Genomic DNA, 16353 nt, shown 5'->3' on the forward strand with positions numbered 1-16353 from the left:
TAAAGTGTTTGGAATCAACGGCCCGGAGTTTATTCTTCTGCTGATCATTGGCGTCCTGGTGATCGGTCCCCAGCGGCTGCCGGAATATACCCAGAAGCTGGCGAACCTGGTCAAGGAAGTACGCCGGATGGCCAACGGTGCCCGTGAACAAATCAAGGAAGAAGTGGGCATCGACATCGACGATGTCGACTGGAAGAAGTACGATCCCCGCCAGTATGATCCCCGGCGGATCATCAAGGAAGCACTGCTCGACGACGACACCAAGCCCGTCAGCGCAGGCGCCCCCGCCGCCGTGGCGGCAGTTTCCGGAGCCGCTGCCGCAGCAGAGGCCGCACCCAAGCAGCCCGGCAGGATAATCCAGCGCCTTGCCCCCGGCGAGACCGCGCCGTTCGACACCGAGGCCACCTAGGGCCTTCCCGGTCAGCGGGGCTGCAGCCCCAGTTTCAGCCCGGCAAGGCCGCGGGGCTTCGCTGCAAGTTGCCCGGCGATGCCGGCGAGGGCTGCCGCCGACGCCGACCCGGGACTCCCGATGACGATCGGAACCCCTGAATCCCCGCCTTCGCGCAGCTGTATGTCCAGCGGAATCTGGCCCAGCAGGGGAACGTCTGCCCCCACGGTGCTGCTGAGGCGTTCCGTGAGCACCGTCCCGCCGCCGCTTCCGAACAGTTCCATCCGGCCGCCGTCGGGCATTTCAAGGTACGACATGTTCTCGATGACGCCGGCGATTTTTTGTCCCGTCTGGGTGGCGATGGCGCCGGCGCGTTCAGCGACGTCGGCTGCGGCGGCCTGGGGCGTGGTGACCACCAGGATTTCCGCTTTGGGAAGCAACTGGGCAACGGAGATGGCAATATCGCCGGTACCGGGCGGAAGGTCCAGGAACAGGGCATCCAGGTCACCGAAGTAAACATCCGTGAGGAATTGTTCCAGCGCCCGGTGCAGCATGGGGCCGCGCCAGGCCACCGGCTGGTTGCCCGTGACGAACATGCCAATGGAGATCACCTTGACCCCGTAGGCCACCGGCGGAAGGATCATGTCGTCCACTTGGGTGGGCTTTTGCGTGATGTCCATCAGGGCGGGAACGGAGAAGCCGTAGACGTCGGCGTCGACGATTCCCACGCGGAGGCCCTGGGCGGCCAGGGCAGTGGCCAGGTTGACCGTCACCGAGGACTTGCCTACCCCGCCCTTGCCGCTGGCCACCGCGTAAACCTTGGTCAGCGAGTCCGGTTCGTTGAACGGAATCCTGCGCTGGCCCCCCGGCCCGCGCAGCTTCTCCTTGAGGGCGTCACGCTGCGCCTGGTCCATGACCTTGAGCTCGACGTCGACGGCGGTGACGCCGGGTACCGCAGCAAGGGCCTTCTGTGCGTCGGCGGTGATGGTGTCCCGCAGCGGGCAGCCTGCGATGGTGAGCAGTACCGCCACGGTGACCTTGCCGTCGTCGGACACCTGGACGGAGTCCACCATGCCCAACTCCGTGATGGGGCGGCGCAACTCCGGGTCGATGACCGTGGCCAGGGCGTCGTTGACGGCCCGGACCACAGGTGACGGAACGCCGGCTGCGGAATTGGTGGGGGCACTCATGGAAGGGGTCTCGGCTTTCGTGCGGTAGCGGCGACGGGCCGTCAGGTGGAGGCCGGCCCGGTTGTCATTGTGCAGAGTGGCCCGGTTTGACCCGGGGGATCTGCTGTGTGCGAGGGTTGCGCTGCCGGTCCCGCTGTTCGCGCAGCTTGTCCTTGACCTTGTCCCGCGGCGTTTCGTGGGAGCCGGGCCCGGAGTCCTCGTGGGTGCGCAGTTCTTCCTGGGCCTCCAGGAGGTCCTCAAGGAGGGAGCGGAGCTCGGCCCGGACATAGTCACGGGTGGCCACCTCACGCAGCGCGATGCGCAGGGACGCCAGTTCCCTGGTCAGGTACTCGGTATCGGACAGGTTGCGCTCGGCCCGCTGCCGGTCCTGCTGCAGCGAAACGCGGTCGCGGTCATCCTGCCGGTTCTGGGCCAGCAGCAGCAGGGGTGCCGCGTAGGAGGCCTGCAGCGACAGCATCAGGGTCAGCAGCGTGAAGCCAAGGTCCCTCGAGTCGAACTGCCAGTCGACAGGCGCCCATGTGTTCCAGCCCAGCCAGAAGATGCAGAACACGGTCATGTAGACCAGGAACTGTGGCGTGCCCATGAACCGGGCGAAGCCTTCCGTGGCATGGCCGAAGGCGTCCGGGTCCGGGGAGAACTTGGGCAGGATCCGCTGGCGGGCGCTCAACGGTGTGTCGAGACTGCCCTTCGCGTCCGCATTGGCCAGGTTCCGCTGGTTGGGGTTTTTCGGAGCGCTGTTATCAGCCAATGCGGCCACCGAGCTTTCTTATCGGGGCTTCGCCATCGTGGGCGCGCCAGTCGTCCGGCAACAAGTGATCCAATACGTCATCAACAGTCACCGCCCCCACAAGCCGGCCGGCGTCATTGACCACGGGGAGGGAGTTGAGGTTGTAGGTGGCCAGTGTCCGTGCCACTTCGCTGATGTGGGCCTGGTCGGACAACGGCTCCAGGTTTTTGTCCACCAGGTTTCCCAGGGCCTCGAACGGCGGGAAACGCAGCAGCTGCTGGATGTGCACCACGCCCAGGAAGCGGCCCGTAGGCGTCTCCAGGGGTGGCCGGGCAATGAAGATCGACGACGCCAGGGCGGGGGAGAGCTCTTCGCGCCGGACGTGGGCCAGGGCTTCGGCCACGGTGGCCTCCGGGGGAAGGATGACGGGCACCGGGGTCATCAGGCCGCCGGCGGTGTCCTCGTCATACTCCAACAGACGGCGGACGTCCTCGGCGCCTTCGGGTTCCATGAGCTGGAGCAGTTCCTCCGCCTGGGCGGAGGGGAGCTCGCCAAGGAGGTCGGCGGCGTCGTCCGGGTCCATCTCCTCCAGGACGTCAGCGGCACGCTGGACGTCCAGGGCGGAAAGGATCTCCACCTGGTCATCCTCCGGCAGCTCCTGCAGGACGTCCGCCAGGCGTTCGTCCTGCAGTTCGCTGGCAACTTCGAAACGGCGTTTGTCGCTCATTTCCTGCAGCGCCTCGGCGAAGTCGGCGGGTTTGAGGTCCTCATGGTTTGCCACGAACTGGGTGGCGGCCTGCGGTTCGGTGCGCGGCCCCTGCTGGGCGTCCGCCCAGTCGATGATCAGCGTTTCGTTGCGGCGCAGGCGGCTCAACGGGGACAGGGAGTGCCCGCGCCGGACGAAGAGCTTGCTGACGAACCAGTCGCGGGACCGGTGCTGGTCTATGGCGATGTCCTCGATGGTGGCGTCGCCGCTGCCGTCCCGGAGGGTCACGCGGCGGTCGAACATCTCCGCCACCACCAGGGTCTCCGCCCCGCGCTGCTCAAACCGGCGCAGGTTCACCAGGCCGGTGCAGATGATCTGCGTCTGGTCGATCGAGGTGATACGGGTCATCGGCACGAAGACGCGCTTCTTGCCGGGAACCTCCACCACGATGCCCACCACGTGCGGGGCTCCCTGGGTTCCCCGGGACAGCACAACAACATCACGCAGCCGGCCCAGCCGGTCGCCCAGCGGGTCGAAGACGTCGAGGCCCAGGAGGCGTGCCACGAAGACGCGTGTAGGTGTTGTGCTCACCACTACAGGCTACCGAGTCTGCTCTCTTTTAGCTGAATTTACAGGCGGCACCCACCTTGATGGGCAAGAATGGGTTTATGTCGAACATTTTTGGTGCTCCCAAGGCCGGCGCTGCGAACGGACCGGACGATGCCCGGGCTGTTCCCACCGGCGACACCGTTGGCTCCTACAATTCCTACCTCGACGCCCAGAAGGCGGTCGACTACCTGGCGGACCAGCAATTCCCGGTCCAGATGGTGTCCATCGTGGGCAACGAACTCAAGATGGTGGAACGGGTCACGGGGCGCCTGAGCTACCCCCGGGTGGCGTTGTCCGGGGCGCTGAGCGGCATGTGGTTCGGCCTGTTCGTAGGTGTCATGCTCTCATTCTTCGCGCCCTCGCCAGGGTACTTCTCCATCATGACCTCGGTGCTCATGGGTGCGGCGTTCTTCATGCTCTTCGGCATCGTCACCTACGCCATGCAGCGGGGCAAGCGGGACTTCACCTCCACCAGCCAGGTAGTGGCCACGACCTACGACGTCATTGTGGCGCCGGAGGCTGCCCACGAGGCCCGGCGCCTGCTGCAGCAGCTGCCCATGACGCGTTCGGACGCGGCATCAGGCCATGGTCCGTACACCCAGCACGACTATCACAACCAGCCGTACCAGCAGCAGCCGGGGCAGCAGCAGGGGCAGGGCCCGGCCCGGCCCACCGGCTGGAATGACCCCTACGGGCAGCGGCCCACCGGACCGTCGGACCACCAGGGGCAGGCGCAGGAAGGCCAGGTCCACCAGGGCGACGGCAGCCACTACGACGGCGGCCCGCAGCAGGCCCCCCAGCAGCCGGCGCAGCCTGTCCGGTCCGTCCGTTATCCGGACCTGCCCGACGGCCGACCGCAGTACGGCGTCCGCGTGCCCCAGGGGCAGGCCGCGACTGCAGGTACGGAACAGAATGCAGAACACCGGACCAATGAAGGTCACCCGGCAGGCCATGGAACGGAACACCACGCTGCGGGCAACGCCCAGGACGCTACGGAGCACCCAACCGGCAGCCAGGACGGGGAGCACACGCGCGGCGACCACCGGCAGTAGCCGGGAGCAACGATAAGGAGCGGGGCCGCTGGAACATTTCCAGCGGTCCCGCTCTTTGTCTGTCAGCAGGTGCTATCAGGCTTCTTCAGTCCGGTAAATGCCGGCCATCCAGTCCTCCAGGTCCTCAGGGCTGCGCGGCAGGGCGGCGCTGAGGTTGACCGGGCCGTCGGCGGTCATGAGGATGTCGTCCTCGATCCGGACTCCGATCCCGCGATATTCCTCGGGGATGGCCAGGTCCTCCTCCTTGAAGTACAGGCCGGGCTCGATGGTGAACACCATGCCTTCGGTGAGGACGCCATCCAGGTACAGCTCACGCTTGGCCTGCGCACAGTCGTGCACATCCAGGCCCAGGTGGTGGCTGGTGCCGTGCGGCATCCAGCGGCGGTGCTGCTGGCCCTCGGGGCTGATGGCTTCTTCCACGCTGACGGGGAGGATCCCCCATTCGGAGAGGCGCTCGGCCAGGACCGTGGTGGCCGCGGTGTGGATATCGCGGAACTTGGTCCCGGGCTGTGCGGCCGCGAAGCCGGCGTCGGCAGCGTCGAGCACGGCCTGGTAAACCTTGCGCTGGATGTCGCTGAACGTGCCGCTGGCCGGCAGCGTCCGGGTGACGTCGGCCGTGTAGAGCGAGTCGGCCTCCACCCCGGCATCCAGGAGCAGGAGTTCGCCGGCGTGGACCCGGCCCGTATTGCGGGTCCAGTGCAGCACGGTGGCGTTATTGCCGGAGGCGGCGATGGTGTCATAGCCCAGCTCGTTGCCCGCCTCACGGGCGCGGGCGAAGAAGGCGCCCTCCACCACGCGTTCGCCGCGGGTGTGCGTGAGGGCGCGCGGCAGGGCCTTGACGACCTCTTCGAAGCCTTCCACCGTGGCGGCGACGGCGATCTTCATCTGCCCGATTTCCCACTCATCCTTGAGCAGGCGCAGTTCGGAGAGGGCCTCGCTGAGCTTCTCGTCCAGGGCATCGAGCACTTCAAGGTCCAGGTTCTCGGGATCCTTGGCCGTGTTGTAGCGGGCCGTGTCCACCAGCGCGTCGATGTTTTCGTCAACCTTGCGGACCAGGCGGATGGAAATACCGCCGATTTCCGGGGCGCCCACATCCTTGGTGATGGCCGTTTCCAGCTGGTCGATATGCGCGGTGGCCAGTCCCAACCGGGCTTCGAACTCTTCCCGGGTGGGGCGGGCTCCGATCCAGAACTCGCCGGAACGGGAGTCCGCGTAGAACTGTTCCGTGTCCCTGCCGGCCAGGGGCCGGAAGTACAGCGTGGCGCGGTGGTGCGCGCCGTCGTCGCCGGTGCCTTCATCCACGGGTTCCAGGATCAGGACTGCGTCCGGCTCGTGGTCCAGGCCAAGCCCGGTAAGGTGCGCGAAGCCCGAGTGCGGGCGGAAGCGGTAGTCGCAGTCGTTGGAACGGACTTTGAGCGGTCCCGCGGGGATGACCAGGCGTTCGCCCTTGAACTGGGCGGAGATGGCCTTGCGCCGGGTTGCGGCGAAACCGGCGACGTCATCGCGCTGGGGAAGTTCCTGGCTGGATGGCGCCCAATTGCTGGCCATGAACGCCTTGAAAGCGTTGGAACTGGGCCGCTGGGACCGGTTGTTGACGCGGTCCTCCAGCGGCTGGGAAGCAGAGTTTTGGGTGTTTTCGGCATCGTTCACGGCACCATCGTCTCACCAGCGCCCGTGCTAAGCGAACAGGCCTCCCCGGTCTCCGGTCCCGGTCCACTACGCTGGATAAGTGAGGATTGACCTGCATGCCCACTCCAACGTCTCCGACGGCACCGAGACCCCGGCCGATGTCATGGCGTCCGCTGCCCGTGCGGGACTGGACGTGGTGGCCCTGACCGACCATGACTCCACTGCAGGCTGGGCAGAGGCCTCCGCTGCAGCACATACGTACGGGGTTGCCCTGGTTCCGGGCATGGAAGTCTCCTGCCGGACGGAGGAGGGCATCAGCGTCCACCTCCTGAGCTACCTGCACGACCCCACCCACCCCGGGCTCCTTGAGGAAATAACCAAGGCCAAGGACTCACGCCTGACCCGCGCCGAGCGCATGGTCACGATCCTCGCCGAGGATTACCCGCTGACCTGGGACGACGTGATCCACCATGTGGCACCGGGTGCCACCCTTGGCCGGCCGCACATCGCCGATGCCCTGGTCGCCGCGGGTGTGGTGGAGGACCGCTCCGAGGCCTTCGCCTCCATCCTGACCTCCCGGTCCCGCTACTTCATACCGCATTACGCGCCGGACCCGGCCACCGCCGTCGAACTTGTCCGTGCCGCCGGCGGCGTGCCGGTCTTCGCCCATCCCGTGGCGTCCGCGCGGGGACGGATCGTGGGGGAGCGGACTTACCGGGAAATGATCGACGCCGGGCTGGCCGGCCTGGAGATCAACCACCGGGACAATCCGGAAGAGGGCCGGGAGTTCCTGCGCAGGCTTGCCGCCCGGCACGACCTGGTGATTACCGGCTCGTCCGATTACCACGGCACCGGCAAGCCCAACCTCCTCGGCGAAAATGTCACGTCCCCGGACATGCTGGCGCGGATCGAGGAACTGGGGACCGGAACCGCCGTCGTCCGCCCTTAAGAAGCGGGCAACCCGCTGGACGGGAACGAGCCCAGCACAGCGTGCGCTCCGAGCCGCTTGGCCATGATGTCGATGGCGGGCTGGTTCTGGTCCACGCACACGAATTTGCGGCCCAGCTTCGCGGCCACTGCGCCGAGGGTGCCGGAGCCTGCGAAGAAGTCAAGGCACCAGTCACCTGGCCGGGAGGAGGCAGCGACCACGCGGCGGACCAGGCCCTCCGGCTTCTGCGTGGGGTAGCCGGTCTTTTCCTTACCGGTGGGCGAGACGATGGTGTGCCACCAGACGTCGGTGGGCAGCTTTCCCAGTTCCCGCTTGGCAGGGGTCACCAGGCCCGGCGCCATGTACGGCTCGCGGTCCACCTCGGCACTGTCGAAGTGGTATTTCGAAGGGTTCTTGACGTACACCAGGATGTTGTCGTGCTTGGTGGGCCACCGGTTCTTCGCCCTGGCGCCGTAGTCATACGCCCAGATGATCTCGTTAAGGAAGCATTCCCTGCCGAAAATGGCGTCCAGCATCACCTTGGCGTAGTGCACCTCGCGGTAATCCAGGTGCAGGTACAGGGTGCCGTCGTCGGCAAGGAGGCGCCAGGCCTCCACGAGGCGGGGCTCCAGGAAGGACCAGTAGTCGCTGAACGCATCGTCGTAGCGGTGCAGGGCACCTTTGATGGTGTCGTAGGAACGGCCCTTGAAGCCCACCCGGTCTCCGCTGCCGCCGGCGTTGACCACCATTTTGGTTTCCCGGCGCTGCTGCGGCCGGCCCGTGTTGAAGGGCGGGTCCACATAAATCAGTGTGAAGGCGCCGTCCGGCAGCGTGGGGAGGTACACGGCGTTGTCCGCGTGCACCACCAGGCTGCTGCCGTCCGGCGCCCAAACAGTGTCAGTCATCAGGGCAGTTAGGCCTCGGAGGTGCCGGGCTGGCTGGCATTGTCCGCGCCGGCCACGACCTCGCCGTTGCGGCGGCGGGTGCGGGTGCGGGTCCGGCGGGCGCGGTTGGGCTTTTCGCCGTCGGTTGCGGGCGCGGCGGCTTCAGCGGCAGGTGCGGCCTCGGTGGTTGAGGTGCGACGGCGGCGCTCGCCCTGGCGGCCCGCGGAGTCACTGCTGCGGCCGCCTTCGCGGCTGCCGCCCTTGCCGGCGTCGGAAGATCCGCGGCCCCGACCGTCCCGGTCGCGTGAGCGGCCTGCGTCGCGGCCGCCGCGGCTGTTCTTCTTGCCGGTCTCGCCGAGGTCCTCGAGGACTTCGGCGTCGACGCCTGCAAGGGTCCGCTTGTCGCGGGGCAGGCGGCCCTTGGTGCCTTCGGGGATATCAAGGTCCGTGTAGAGGTGCGGCGAGGACGAGTAGGTTTCCACCGGCTCCGGGACGCTCAGGCCCAGGGCCTTATTGATCAGCGCCCAGCGCGGCATGTCGTCCCAGTCCACGAACGTGACGGCGGTGCCCTTGTTGCCGGCGCGGCCGGTGCGGCCCACGCGGTGCAGGTAGATCTTTTCGTCTTCCACGCACTGGTAGTTGATCACGTGGGTCACGTCGTCGACGTCGATGCCGCGGGCAGCGACATCTGTGGCCACCAGGACGTCAACCTTGTTGTTGCGGAACGCCCGCAGCGCCTGTTCGCGGGCGCCCTGGCCCAGGTCGCCGTGGATGGCGGCGGCGGCGAATCCGCGGTCCACCAGTTCCTCGGCCACTTTGGCGGCGGTGCGCTTGGTCTTGGTGAAGATGATGGTCCGGCCACGTCCGCGGGCCTGGAGGATGCGGGCCACCACTTCGGTCTTGTCCATGCTGTGCGCACGGTAGATCAGCTGGCGGATGTCGCGCTTGGTCAGGCCCTCGTCATCCGGATCAGCTGCCCGGATGTGGGTGGGCTGGGTCATGTAGCGGCGCGCCATGGCGATGACCGGGCCAGGCATGGTCGCCGAGAACAGGAGCGTCTGGCGGACGGCAGGGGTTCCGGCGATGAGGGTCTCAACGTCCGGGAGGAAGCCGAGGTCCAGCATTTCGTCGGCCTCATCCAGCACCACGATCTTGACGTTCTTCAGGCTGAGGTGCTTCTGCTTGTACAGGTCGATCAGGCGGCCGGGGGTTCCCACCACTACCTCGACGCCCTGCTTCAAGGCTTCCACCTGGGGCTCGTAGGCGCGGCCGCCGTAGATGGTGGTGATCCTGGCGTTGCGCTTGCGCGCTGCCGTCTGGAGGTCGCTGGCAACCTGGACGGCGAGTTCACGGGTGGGCACAATGACCAGGGCCTGCGGGGCGCCGGGAACGGCCAGCCTGTCGTAGCCGGGGTCATCCTGGCCCACGACGCGCTGCAGGGCTGGAATGCCGAAGCCCAGGGTCTTGCCGGTGCCGGTCTTGGCCTGGCCAATGATGTCGTGTCCGCCCAGTGCGACCGGCAGGGTCATCGCCTGGATGGGGAACGGGTGGGTGATCCCGGCGTCGGCCAGGGATTCGACGATGTCTGCGCGGACGTTGTAGTCCGCGAAGGACTTCTCCGCGATCTCGTGCGGTGTCTCATCCGAAATGATGGTTTCTTCCGGCTCGATGGTTTCCGTGCCGGACTCATCGCTCAGGAGCTGGTGGGTATGCAATTCACTCACAGGGGAGTTTCCTTATTCATTTGGGCATTGGCGCTGCCTGCTCAACGGGCCGGCCAAGGCTGGCCGCTCCGGAGCACGCTCAGGCGCGCAAGCGATTCCAGTGGAAGCCGATCGCGGGCTATCTAATGCTGGCACTGGTGACCAACTGGTAAATCTCAAGATCGCGTAGGGGCGGGCTTGTTGGTTTCAAATCAAGGAAATCAACGACCGGGCATCCAGTTCTACGCCTCCAGTCTAGCTGCACGGGCGCGGAAACCCGGATTCGGCCCGCATGCGGCACTGGCCGGACCCCTAGGAAATGAGTTCGAAGTGGATCTGCCGGGTGGTGATGTCCGATGAAACCAGCCGGACCCGGACCTTGGTGCCGGACTCCAGCTCGCCCGCGCAGCGGGCCGTTACCGCCGGTTCGGCAATCTGGATGATCCCCGAACTTCCGTTCCCGTTGCCGGTCTTGCCGTTCCCGTTGCCGGTCTTGCCGTTCCCGTTCTGCGGCTTCGACCCGGAAATCACGATGGCCTCGAACTCCTGCCCGATGTGGTTCAGCAGCAGCGCCGCTTCCACCGTGTCCAGGGCCAGCCGTTCCATCCGGGCCGCGAGCTGGTCCGACCCGGCCATGATGCCGGGCAGCAGGGGGAGGGCATCCCGCGCCCAGCCGGGGACATCGCCGCCGTTGCTGAGGGCCTCGCAGATGACCAGGACGAAGCGGTCCACCAGGCGGCGCAGCGGCGCCGTGGTGTGGGCGTAGGCCGCGCCGATGGCCGACTGGATGCCGTCCTCGGGCACCGTGCCGTCAAAAGCAGTGTAGGAGGCCCCGCGGAACAGCATGCCGGCCGAGTGCATGATGGCGAGTTGGCGCGGGTCAGTGGGATCAAGGGACCGAAGGTATTCGCCGTAGCTGACTTCGCCGTCCCACGGCCTGCCCAGCACCTCGGTCTGCAGCCGGAAATGCTTCAGCGACCGTTCGTCCGGTGCCGGCATGGTGCGCAGGATGCCCACCTTGCCCGCCAGCATGAGCTGGGCGGCGGCCATCCCGGTCATCAGGGAGATCTGCGCATTCCAGTCCTCCACGGGCAGCTGCGGGACCGCGTCGATGCGGTAACCGCCGTCGGGCAGCTGGACGATCTCCTGCTCCGGCATGTTCAGGCTGGCCCCCTGGCGTGCCCGTTCCAGCGCTACCCGCTTCAGTCCCACCTCGCGGAGCAGCCGCAGCACGGGGGAGGCTGTCCCGGCATCCAGATCGGCCTGCGCGCCCTTGTAGCTGAGCTTGTCACGGCTGATGACCCGCGCCCTCCGGACGCCCACGGTGAGCACTGACGCGTCGCCGTCGAGCGTGAAGTGCCAGACGAAAGCTGGACACTCCTGGCCGGGCAGCAGGCTTCCTGCTCCTTCGCTGATCACTTCCGGGTGCAGCGGGATCCGGCCGTCCGGGGCGTAGAACGTTTGGCCGCGGCGCCGGGTTTCGGCGTCCAGCGGGCCGCCGGGGGCAACAAAGGCCGGGACGTCGGCGATGGCGTACATGACCTTGTAGCCGTTACCGTCCGCTTCGATGAAGACTGCCTGGTCCAGGTCCGTGGAGGACGCGGGGTCGATGGTGACGAAGTCGACGGCGGTGAGGTCGTAGGAGGGCAGTTTCAACGCGGCGACGGCTGCCCGGGCGTCCGCCACCGCGTCGGCAGGGTACGGCCCCGGCAGCTCAAGTTCCGTCCGCAGCAGTCCCAACGCCTCTTCCAGGGCGTTTTTGTGGTCATGAACGCTGGGGGTCAACCGATGATGTGACACAAAAATCAGCGTAGCCCCAAGTCCCGGAATTACGCAGGCTCAGGCGCGGGCGCCGTCCAGCGCGTCGAGAAGCGACGCTGCCGCAGCGGCGGGGTCGGGCGCCTCCGTGATGGCGCGGACCACCACGATCCTGGCCGCACCGGCCTCCACCACCTCGCGGACGTTTCCGTGGTCGATGCCGCCAATGGCAAACCATGGCACGGGATCCCCGGCCTGCCGGGAGGCTTCCGCGGCGTACTTCACCAGTCCGGTGCCGACGGCGGCCCTGCCGGGTTTGGTGGGAGTTGCCCAGACCGGGCCCACGCAGAAGTAGTCCAGACCGGCCGGACCGGCGGTTGCCGTAAGGGCCGCGTCGATTTGGGCAGTGGTGTGGCTGGAGAGCCCGATGGCGGCGTTCCCGTTGACCAGCGTCCGCGCCGCCGGCAGCGGAAGGTCCTTCTGCCCGACGTGGAACACCGGCGCCCCGGACAGCACGGCGATGTCCGCACGGTCATTGACCGCCCACAGCCGGCCATGGCGGACTGCTGTTTCCTTCACCACGGCCAGGAGGTCCAGTTCTTCGGCGGCCTCGATGGTCTTGTCCCTCAGCTGGATGATGTCCACGCCGCCGGCGAAGGCGGCGTCCACGAACTCCGCGAAATCGCCGCGCCCACGCCGTGCATCCGTGCACAGGTACAGGCGGGCTGCCTTGAGGGCGTCGTTGTGGCCGGCGTTGGCAACGTCGGCATGGACAGCCGTGGTGCCGGGAGCGGAGGAGCCTGCGGGGAAGGATGAGGCGGACACATTCATGCGTGCAAGCCTAGTTCCTCTAAACTGGGCAGGTACTGCGGGAGCCCGCGGCAGCTGTCACAAAGCGCCGGGCTGAGAGGGCGTCAGAGCCGACCGCTTGACCTGATCCGGTTAATGCCGGCGTAGGGAAGGAACCATATGCGCACCCCCGTTGACCACCGCGCCCGGCTGTCCGCTGCACCACGTTCCACGGTCCGGGCCGACGTCGCCGTCATTGGCGGGGGAGTGGTGGGCCACGGCATAGCCTACGAGGTGCAGCGGTCCGGACGTTCCGTGGCCCTGATCGATGACGCTCCCGGGAAGGGTGCCAGCTGGGCCGCCGCCGGCATGCTGGCCCCGGTCAGCGAACTGCACTACCAGGAGGAGGACCTCCTGGAGCTGATGCTTGAGGCGTCATCCCGCTGGCCCGGGTTCGCGGCCGGGATCACCGGCGCAACGGAAGCTGATTGCGGATACCTGACGACGCCGACCCTTGCCGTGGGTGCCGACGCGGCGGACCGCCGCGCGCTGATGGACCTCCGCGCAGTGCAGCAGGCCAACGGGCTGGGCGTGGAACCGCTGACCGTGCGGGAGGCCCGCAGGCGCGAGCCGCTCCTCAGCCCGGCCATCGCCTGTGCCCTGGATACTCCCGCGGACCACCAGGTGGATCCGCGCCGGCTGGTCGCTGCCCTGGGGCTGGCCCTCGCAGGGGCGGCGCTTGGGTCCCCGGATCTGGCGGTGGAAGGGGCCCGGGACGGGTACGCCGTGCCGGACCGTGCCTCAGGGCTGCTGTGGGAGGACGGGAAGGTTGCCGGTGCAAGGCTCGGCGGCGGCGGCAGCGTCCTGGCAACGGAAACCATCGTGGCCAACGGGCTGCAGGCAGGCAACCTTTCCGGCCTGCCTGACGGCCTTGAGCTTCCCCTGCGGCCCGTGCACGGGGACATCCTCCGCCTTGCCGTTCCACAGCACCTTCAACCCCTGGTGACGTCCACCGTGCGCGGGCTGGTGCACGGTGTCCCCGTTTATATCGTCCCCCGGCAGGACGGGACCGTGGTGATCGGAGCCACGCAGCGCGAAGACGCCCTTTCCGATGCCGTCAGCGCCGGGGGCGTCTACCAATTACTGCGGGACGCCCAGGCCCTGGTGCCCGCCGTCGCCGAACTGGAACTGCTCGAGTGCACCGCCCGGGCCCGGCCCGGAACACCCGACAACGCCCCGCTGCTGGGCCGGGTGCCGGCGGCTCCCGGGTCCGCAGGCGCGGAAGCCGGGAACGTGCCGGGCCTCATCATCGCCACCGGCTTCTTCCGGCACGGTGTCCTGCTTACTCCCGCCGCAGCCGCCATCTGTACGGAACTGCTGGACGGAAAATCCGATTCCCGGTGGGCACCCTTCAGCCCGGAACGGTTTTCCCGTCCCGCCACAGCCGCCACCACCCATCCCACCAAGGAGACAGTGTGAACATCACCCTGAACGGAAACACCCACACGGTGGCCGACGGCGCCTCCATCACCACGCTCGTCAGCCAGGTCACGGGACGCCCGCTGGCACCCAACGGCCAGGCGACGGACGGCGGGAAACTGGGCGTCGCCGTCGCACATAACGCCCAGGTGGTGCCGCGCAGCCAATGGTTCGCCACGGCGCTCGCCGAAGGCGATGACATCGAACTCGTCACCGCAGTACAGGGAGGCTGACATGACCGAAACCAGCACCATCAACCCCGCAGGAAATGCCGGCAGCGACGCCTTGGTGATCGACGGCGTCGCCCTCGGATCCCGGCTCATCATGGGAACGGGCGGGGCGCCAAGCCTGGACGGCCTGGGCGCAGCGCTCCTGGCGTCCGGCACCGCCCTGACCACGGTGGCCATGCGCCGGTACTCCACCGCGGAGACCGGATCCCTGTTTCAGCTGCTGGTGGACCACGGTATCCGCGTGCTGCCCAACACTGCCGGCTGCTTCACGGCCAGGGACGCCGTCCTCACGGCGGAACTGGCGCGGGAGGCCCTGGAAACCGATTGGGTGAAGCTGGAAGTCATCGCCGACGAGCAGACGCTCCTCCCGGACGCCGTGGAACTGGTGGAGGCCACGGAGCAGTTGGTGAACCGCGGATTCAAGGTGTTCGCCTACACGAACGACGATCCCGTCCTTGCGTTGCGGCTGGAGAACCTCGGCGCTGCCGCCGTCATGCCGCTGGGCGCCCCGATCGGCACCGGACTGGGAATCCTGAACCCGCACAATATCGAACTCATCGTTTCCCGGGCCTCGGTGCCGGTGGTCCTGGATGCGGGCATCGGCACGGCATCGGACGCCGCGCTGGCCATGGAGCTGGGCTGCGACGCCGTGCTGCTCGCCACGGCAGTGACACGCGCCCAGAACCCGGCGCTCATGGGTGAGGCGTTTAAACATGCGGTGATCGCCGGCCGGATGGCCAGGGCTGCGGGCCGCATCCCGCGCCGCGAGCACGCGCTGGCCTCCTCGGCGATGGAGGGCCGGGCGGAGTTCCTCTGACCTGGGGCGATACAAGTGTGGCCACCACCCCAACGGGTGGTGGCCACACCTGCATATCCAGCCGGGAGCGTCCCGGTCAGCGCCGCAGGATGGCGGTCAGCCGCTCCGTGTCGCGGCGCGCCCGGGTACGGCCCAGATAGACGACGGCGGCAACAGCCGCGGCGACGCCCAGGACCATCGGCAGGACCCACGGAAGCCAGGTGGTTCCCGGCAGGTAACCGAAGCCCGCGGTCATCAGGATGATCCACGCCAGCGCTGCCACGCTCACCGCAACGCCGGCAGGCAGGGCCGCCCCATACTTGGCGTGCCGTTTGTCATTGGCCCAGACAACGAAGCCGGCGGCAACGGTAACCAGGACCACGATGGTCAGCGAAAGCATGGGACTCCTCGAAAAACAGCGGCTGCCCCGGGACGGGCAGGCAGTGGAACGCGACGGGACCTGGGACGGCCTAGAACTGGCCGAAACCTACGCGCCGGACCTCTTCGGCACCAATTTCCACGTAAGCCAGTGCATTGCCGGGAACAATGATCAGGCGTCCTTTGTCATCCTTGAGGCGCAGTTCGCTGCCGTCATTAATGGCCTGGCCAACAACCTTGGCTACCGTCTCCGCGTCCTGGGTTGATTCGAGCACGATTTCGCGGCCAACGTTCTGCACGCCGATCTTAATTTCCAAGGGGGCCTCCCAGCCTGTGAAAGTACTCGTGTTTCTCTACGAGGTGTTGTCTTATTTGTAGTCTAGGACTCTTTGGGGAAGCGAGAGATTCCGCGCCAAGCTAAACGGTAGATGAGGTCGCTGGCAACATTCAGGTCCAGGTTGCCGTCCGTTTCCAGCCAGTACCGGGCGCTGACCTGCGCCATTCCGGCCAGGCCCCGGCCCAGCAGTTCCGCTTCGAGGTGGGGAAGCTTGGTGTCCTCCGCAATGACCCGGGCAATGGCGTCAGCGAACGTCCGGTTGAAGGTTTCCAGCCGCGAGCTGACATCGGGATCGTTGATGAGGTCCGACTCGAACACCAGGCGGTGCGCCTGGTCGTCGTTGGCGATGAAGTGGAAGTAGGCGCGCATGACGGCCTGGACGCGTTCATCGTTGTCCGTGGTGGAGTTCAGGGCACCCAGCATCAATTCGGTCAGCGAGGCCAGGTGGCTCTCCAGCAGGGCGAGGTACAGGTCGCGCTTGGAGGGGAAATGCTGGTACAGCACCGGCTTGCTCACATGCGCGGTTTCCGCGATCTCATCCATCGCCGCGCCGTGATAGCCGTTGGCCACGAAAACCTCCTGGGCCGCGGCGAGGAGTTGGGCCCGGCGCTCATCCCGTGGCATCCGGGCGGACCGCTGGCCTGCGGGGCGGGAGGGAGCGTGCGGTTCGGCGGCGGTCGGGCGGTCCGCCCGTGCTTCAGGGACCACAGTTGTCCTTCTTTCCGTTGCAGTTACCCTTCACTTTACTGCGGGGTAATATGACCCGGCGG

At 67.2% G+C, this 16353-nt stretch carries 17 protein-coding genes and 1 riboswitch; of the genes, 6 read left to right on the plus strand and 11 right to left on the minus strand.

Going from position 1 to position 16353, the window contains the following annotated elements; all coding sequences use genetic code 11:
• Nucleotides 1-4 precede the first annotated feature (4 nt).
• Nucleotides 5-409, plus strand: a complete 405-nt coding sequence (locus HNO81_RS01960; RefSeq protein ID WP_175316468.1) for a Sec-independent protein translocase TatB — start codon at nt 5-7, stop codon at nt 407-409.
• A gap of 11 nt (nt 410-420) precedes the next feature.
• On the opposite strand, the gene HNO81_RS01965 is transcribed toward HNO81_RS01960, so the two are convergent.
• The 3 genes from HNO81_RS01965 to HNO81_RS01975 form a co-directional block, all read right to left on the minus strand.
• Nucleotides 421-1578 (minus strand): Mrp/NBP35 family ATP-binding protein, encoded by a 1158-nt coding sequence (locus HNO81_RS01965; RefSeq protein WP_175316469.1) that lies wholly within the window; start codon nt 1576-1578, stop codon nt 421-423.
• A 64-nt stretch (nt 1579-1642) separates the two neighbouring features.
• On the minus strand, nt 1643-2335 hold the full coding sequence (locus tag HNO81_RS01970; protein ID WP_175316470.1) for a DUF1003 domain-containing protein: 693 nt from the start codon (nt 2333-2335) through the stop codon (nt 1643-1645).
• Nucleotides 2319-3602: a magnesium transporter MgtE N-terminal domain-containing protein gene (locus HNO81_RS01975; protein WP_026265667.1), complete on the minus strand. Its 1284-nt coding sequence runs from the start codon at nt 3600-3602 to the stop codon at nt 2319-2321. Before HNO81_RS01975 ends, HNO81_RS01970 begins: the two co-directional genes overlap by 17 nt.
• A gap of 77 nt (nt 3603-3679) precedes the next feature.
• On the opposite strand from HNO81_RS01975, the gene HNO81_RS01980 reads away from it, so the two are divergent.
• Complete coding sequence (locus HNO81_RS01980; protein ID WP_254703264.1) at nt 3680-4672, plus strand: general stress protein; 993 nt, start codon at nt 3680-3682, stop codon at nt 4670-4672.
• A 75-nt stretch (nt 4673-4747) separates the two neighbouring features.
• Here HNO81_RS01980 and HNO81_RS01985 read toward each other — a convergent pair whose 3' ends face one another.
• Nucleotides 4748-6322: an aminopeptidase P family protein gene (locus HNO81_RS01985; RefSeq protein WP_175316471.1), complete on the minus strand. Its 1575-nt coding sequence runs from the start codon at nt 6320-6322 to the stop codon at nt 4748-4750.
• Between the two features lie 79 nt (nt 6323-6401).
• Here HNO81_RS01985 and HNO81_RS01990 point away from each other — a divergent pair, with 79 nt between their 5' ends.
• Nucleotides 6402-7250: a PHP domain-containing protein gene (locus HNO81_RS01990; RefSeq protein ID WP_175316472.1), complete on the plus strand. Its 849-nt coding sequence runs from the start codon at nt 6402-6404 to the stop codon at nt 7248-7250.
• Here HNO81_RS01990 and HNO81_RS01995 read toward each other — a convergent pair.
• The 4 genes from HNO81_RS01995 to thiE form a co-directional block, all read right to left on the minus strand.
• The gene (locus HNO81_RS01995) at nt 7247-8134 is read right to left on the minus strand and encodes a site-specific DNA-methyltransferase (RefSeq protein ID WP_175316473.1); all 888 of its coding nucleotides are present in this window, start codon (nt 8132-8134) and stop codon (nt 7247-7249) included. The two genes, HNO81_RS01990 and HNO81_RS01995, sit on opposite strands and share 4 nt — an antisense overlap.
• A gap of 8 nt (nt 8135-8142) precedes the next feature.
• Complete coding sequence (locus HNO81_RS02000) at nt 8143-9837, minus strand: DEAD/DEAH box helicase (RefSeq protein WP_175316474.1); 1695 nt, start codon at nt 9835-9837, stop codon at nt 8143-8145.
• A 291-nt stretch (nt 9838-10128) separates the two neighbouring features.
• Nucleotides 10129-11616 (minus strand): RNB domain-containing ribonuclease, encoded by a 1488-nt coding sequence (locus HNO81_RS02005; protein WP_175316475.1) that lies wholly within the window; start codon nt 11614-11616, stop codon nt 10129-10131.
• 39 nt (nt 11617-11655) lie between these two features.
• Complete coding sequence (gene thiE, locus HNO81_RS02010) at nt 11656-12405, minus strand: thiamine phosphate synthase (protein WP_175316476.1); 750 nt, start codon at nt 12403-12405, stop codon at nt 11656-11658.
• Nucleotides 12406-12432: 27 nt separating this feature from the next.
• Nucleotides 12433-12551, plus strand: a riboswitch (TPP riboswitch).
• On the opposite strand from thiE, the gene thiO reads away from it, so the two are divergent.
• The 3 genes from thiO (at nt 12544) to HNO81_RS02025 (ending at nt 14889) form a co-directional block, all read left to right on the plus strand.
• Nucleotides 12544-13842 (plus strand): glycine oxidase ThiO, encoded by a 1299-nt coding sequence (gene thiO, locus HNO81_RS02015; RefSeq protein ID WP_175316477.1) that lies wholly within the window; start codon nt 12544-12546, stop codon nt 13840-13842. (Overlaps the previous riboswitch by 8 nt.)
• Complete coding sequence (gene thiS, locus HNO81_RS02020; protein ID WP_175316478.1) at nt 13839-14075, plus strand: sulfur carrier protein ThiS; 237 nt, start codon at nt 13839-13841, stop codon at nt 14073-14075. Before thiO ends, thiS begins: the two co-directional genes overlap by 4 nt.
• A 1-nt stretch (nt 14076) precedes the next feature.
• Nucleotides 14077-14889 (plus strand): thiazole synthase, encoded by an 813-nt coding sequence (locus tag HNO81_RS02025; RefSeq protein WP_175316479.1) that lies wholly within the window; start codon nt 14077-14079, stop codon nt 14887-14889.
• 76 nt (nt 14890-14965) lie between these two features.
• Here the strand turns inward: HNO81_RS02025 and HNO81_RS02030 are convergent, their stop codons facing one another.
• From HNO81_RS02030 to HNO81_RS02040, 3 genes are all read right to left on the minus strand, one after another.
• Nucleotides 14966-15268 carry a hypothetical protein gene (locus HNO81_RS02030; RefSeq protein ID WP_175316480.1) on the minus strand — a complete coding sequence of 101 codons (303 nt, stop codon included), beginning with the start codon at nt 15266-15268 and terminating at the stop codon, nt 14966-14968.
• Nucleotides 15269-15338: 70 nt separating this feature from the next.
• Nucleotides 15339-15563: a DUF3107 domain-containing protein gene (locus tag HNO81_RS02035; protein ID WP_175316481.1), complete on the minus strand. Its 225-nt coding sequence runs from the start codon at nt 15561-15563 to the stop codon at nt 15339-15341.
• 62 nt (nt 15564-15625) lie between these two features.
• Entirely contained in the window at nt 15626-16291 is a 666-nt protein-coding gene (locus tag HNO81_RS02040; RefSeq protein ID WP_175316482.1) for a TetR/AcrR family transcriptional regulator, read from the minus strand.
• Nucleotides 16292-16353: the final 62 nt, after the last annotated feature.

It is taken from the genome of Pseudarthrobacter sp. C4D7 (assembly GCF_013359725.1).
Lineage (GTDB): Bacteria > Actinomycetota > Actinomycetes > Actinomycetales > Micrococcaceae > Arthrobacter.